This is a genomic window from Zhongshania sp., assembly GCF_041623545.1.
In the GTDB taxonomy this organism is placed as follows: domain Bacteria; phylum Pseudomonadota; class Gammaproteobacteria; order Pseudomonadales; family Spongiibacteraceae; genus Spongiibacter.
Map to the genome: position 1 here is coordinate 1 of NZ_JBFJWS010000300.1, position 3,855 is coordinate 3,855.

General features: G+C 53.6%; 3 protein-coding genes. All 3 read right to left on the reverse strand.

Annotation, left to right across the window (positions count from 1 at the left end; genetic code table 11):
• Positions 1-2: 2 nt before the first annotated feature.
• Entirely contained in the window at positions 3-644 is a 642-nt protein-coding gene (locus ABYT30_RS16810) for a hypothetical protein (RefSeq protein WP_373097593.1), read from the reverse strand.
• 16 nt (positions 645-660) lie between these two features.
• Positions 661-1,680, reverse strand: a complete 1,020-nt coding sequence (locus ABYT30_RS16815; RefSeq protein WP_373097594.1) for a cytochrome-c peroxidase — start codon at positions 1,678-1,680, stop codon at positions 661-663.
• A 168-nt stretch (positions 1,681-1,848) separates the two neighbouring features.
• A partial coding sequence (gene selD, locus ABYT30_RS16820) for a selenide, water dikinase SelD (RefSeq protein WP_373097595.1) occupies positions 1,849-3,855 on the reverse strand: 2,007 nt, incomplete at its 5' end.

Genomic DNA, 3,855 nt, shown 5'->3' on the forward strand with positions numbered 1-3,855 from the left:
CATTAATGGTTACCTTTGGCGATAGTGATTTCACCGCGTTTTTTGCCCTTTTTGGTGATGGCGGCGCTCCACTGATTTTCATTGCCAAGTTCAAGAATAATCTCATCGTACTTTGGAATATTGATGACAAGTTTCTTGCTGCCAGCAGGAATGTTCTTCAAGTTAATAGGGAAAACTTTCTGTTCGGCGTTGAACTCAATAACCTGATGGAAGCGGGCATCCACCGTGGCGATGTAAGCCCGCATCCGCGGATGGATTTTACAGCCGACGCGAATCATTGCGTCGGCTTCCCAGTCAACCGAAATAGCCTTTTTGCCACCTGTCTGCATTAGCCCGACGTCAAACTTCGCTTTATGCTTGCTGTCGTTGGCAAATACATTGTGCTCAACCTGATCCGAGTTTTTAAATAAAACCGTGCTGCCTGGAGCGCCGACCACTATGCTTTTAGTGAATTGTTTGTCAACTTGATCTATTTCGGGTTCTGGTGCTTTGAGTGCTTTCCCTGGCACATAGATCAAGGCCGCCGGTGGTGGATTTCCGGTAAAACTGATTTTGCCACTGAATGAGGTCTCGGAAGCGCTAACAGCACCGCACAGTAGGGCGCTGAGGCTCAGGGGGATAATGTGTTTGGCAAATCGCTTCATAAGGGATCCGTATTGTTCATTTAATGGCGGTGGGTTTTACGACGATCTCATTGCTGCTTAATGCGCCAAGAAATGCGATTAAATCGGCGATGTCTCGTTCACTGAGATCCAGCTTTTTGACTAGCTTGTCTTTATGATTTGCGGGACCGCCGCCATCGTTGTAAAAGCGGATGACGCTCTCTAAGCTTGGCTGTGAACCGTCATGCATATACGGCGCTGAACGGCTGATATTGCGCAAGCCGGGGGTTTTAAAGGTATGGTTTAGCGACGGCTCCTTCAATACGCCGCCGCGACCGAGATCGCTGTCATCGATACCAAGGCTATGGAAACTCTCGTCGCTGAAGTTTGGCCCGTCATGGCATTGATTACACTGCGCCTTACCCTCAAAGAGTGCGAGCCCGCGAGTTGCTTCTGGGCTGAGTGCTTGTTTGTTGCCCGCTAAATAGGCGTCGAAAACAGAGTTGGTGCTGGTCAGGGTTCGCAGGTAGGCGGCAAGTGCCTGAGCGATGTGTGATTTGTTGATATCGGCGTCATTGTACACCGCTAAAAAGGCCTTTCGGTAGCCGGGGACCTCGTTGAGTCGCTTTTCTAGTTTAGCGATGGGCATGTTCATTTCCGCGGCCGCAACCACGGGCATTAGGGCTTGTTCCTCTAAGGAGCTAATCGCGCCGTCCCAGGAAAAAACCTGATTCCAAGCCAGGTTGTACAGTGACGGCGTGTGTCTCAGTAGCGGTGTATCGTTACTACTGGCACTTTTCCGCAAGCCGTCGCCAAAGCCTAGATCTGGATTGTGGCACGAGGCGCAGGAGCGGTCGTTTTTTAACGAGAGGCGAGTATCGAAGAATAATTGTCCGCCAAGCTTAACTTCTGCCGCGCTAGGCGCCTCATCACTGGGGTATTCAATGTCGTCAACGTCAGGTGTGGCCAGTGGAGCAGCCGCTTGGCTGGTTAACGGCACACTAAGCAAGATAAGAGCACAGGCGAACCGAATGTGCTCATTCAGGTGGCATTTATCTCGTTTGGCTTTGTTGCTCACGGGGCGCATCAATACTCGCTTAGGTAGTAATTATTAGCGCGAGCTAAGCAGCTTCAATTGCTCGTGCGTGTAATAGTGTGACTATAGTAGCTTTGAGGCGGTTGTGGGGGATATTGCGAGTTTCCCTTATGTAAGTCAGATTGAGGCCGTGCAAACTTTAGGTGGTGCTCAGTCAGTCAGCTCAATCAGGCTGAGCTCATTGGGCTTGTAATGAATGTCGCCGATGATCGTCGCGACATGGTATCCCGCGTCGTGTAGGGCGCTAAGGCAGGTGGTGGCATTCTCGCTGGGCACGCTGGCAAGCAAACCGCCGGAGGTTTGGGGGTCGAATAAGAGGGGGTAGAGCGTGTGGGCCTGCCATTGCTCAGTATTTCCTATGGCCCTGCTGATTCGTTGATTCTGATCCTGCAAACTGCTGCTGAAACCACTGCTTAGGCAGTGCAGTGCACCGGCGAGTGCAGGGATTGTGCTCAGCTGTAACCGGGCGATTAACCCGGATGGTTTTAGCATTTCGACAAGGTGGCCGGCGAGGCCAAAACCAGTAATGTCCGTACAGGCAGTCGCGCCGTGGGCGTGAAATAGTTCACCCGCGCGGCGGTTGCTCTGCAGCATCGCGGCAATAGCAGTCTCCAGCCACTGGCCTTTAGCCTGCAATTGGCCGTGAGCAGCGAATAATGTGCCGGTGCCTAGGGCCTTAGTCAAAATCAGAACTTGCCCTGCTTGGAGCGTCGCTTTATTGAGTATTGCGTTCTCCGGCGCCAAGCCATTCACCGCGAAGCCGATGCTCAGCTCGTTCCCTTCACTGGTGTGTCCACCCGTTAAACTGCAGTTATTGTCGTTCAGTACTTTTATCGCGCCACTCATTAGCTGTAAAAGATCGCGTTCGGTGATGTTGTCGCTAGCATAAGGCAGGCTGGCGATGGCCATGGCACTTTGTGGGGTGGCATTCATGGCAAATAAATCACTTAAGGCATGTTGCGCGGCGATTTGGCCAAGCAGGTAGGGCTCATCGATAAATGCTCGAAAGTGGTCGACACTTTGTAATAGCAACTGCGACTGCCCGCTGGCGGTGGTATCGCTAATCCGTAGAGCGGCGGCGTCGTCGGGGCTATCTAGTCCCCACACCACATCGTCGCGCTGGATCGGTTGTAATTGTCGTATCACTTTGCTCAAGCTGGTGGCGCCGACTTTTGCACCGCAGCCGCCGCAGCGCATGGCAAGGGACGATAAGGGGCTGGGGGTGTCGATACCGCTTATGGCTGGGGCGACAGCTTGGTTTGCGAGGGCCGAGGCGGGCATGCTTAATTCAGAAAACATAGCCATAAATTGCTGGTCAATGCGATTCTTCCAGCGCCATACCCAGCCGCCGCGCAGGGTGGGTAAAAAACGGCGGTGGGCAATGGCATCTCGCCTGCCGAGGGCGAGAATACTTAAAAAGTCCTGTTGAGGGCGGTGCTGCTTCAGGGGCTTTGCTAAAAGCTTCCGCTGTAAATTTTCAAACAACACCGGGCCTTGCCGCACCGCAAAGACGCCTGCTGCTGGGCGCGGGTAATTAACTTGTTGGGCGATGTCTCCGGCGGCAAAGACAAAATCGTGGCTGGTCGATTGCAAGGTATCTAACAAGCTAATAAAGCCCTTGCAGTCGGTGGCTAGGCCACTTTGGCCTGGCCAATCGGCGGCGCTGGCTTGGGTGCACCAGAAAATATGCTCGCTCAGCAGGGGAGCGGCACCGCTACTAAAATGAATGTGGCGGGAACTGAGTTTGCTTACCTCGCAATTGCCATGAATATGAATGCCGTGGCTGTGCAGCTGCGCTTTGACCTGCTCCCTAATTCGCGGGGGGTAGCTACTAAGGATGTCGTTCCCGCGGTAAACCAGATGGAGATCGACTGCTACGCCGATGCCCTGCTGCTGGCTAATGGTGTGATGCATGGCCAAAATCAACTCGATCCCAGCTGCGCCGCCACCGACCACGGTAATAGCACATGGCGTTGATGCGCTTCGGAGCTGGGCAAGGCAGCGCTGCCAGCGCGGGTAAAATGCGCTAATTGGTTTCACCGGCGTGGCATACTCGGCAACCCCGGCCAAACTGAGTTCAGGGGTGATGCCACTATTGATCGACAGGAGGTCAAAGCCAGTCGCGGGGCGGTCAGTGTCGTCGAGCCACAATTCACG

Bases quoted from the DNA above. Each gene is read 5' to 3' on its own strand.
- ABYT30_RS16810 (WP_373097593.1), bottom strand. From the start codon at position 644: ATGAAGCGATTTGCCAAACACATTATCCCCCTGAGCCTCAGCGCCCTA.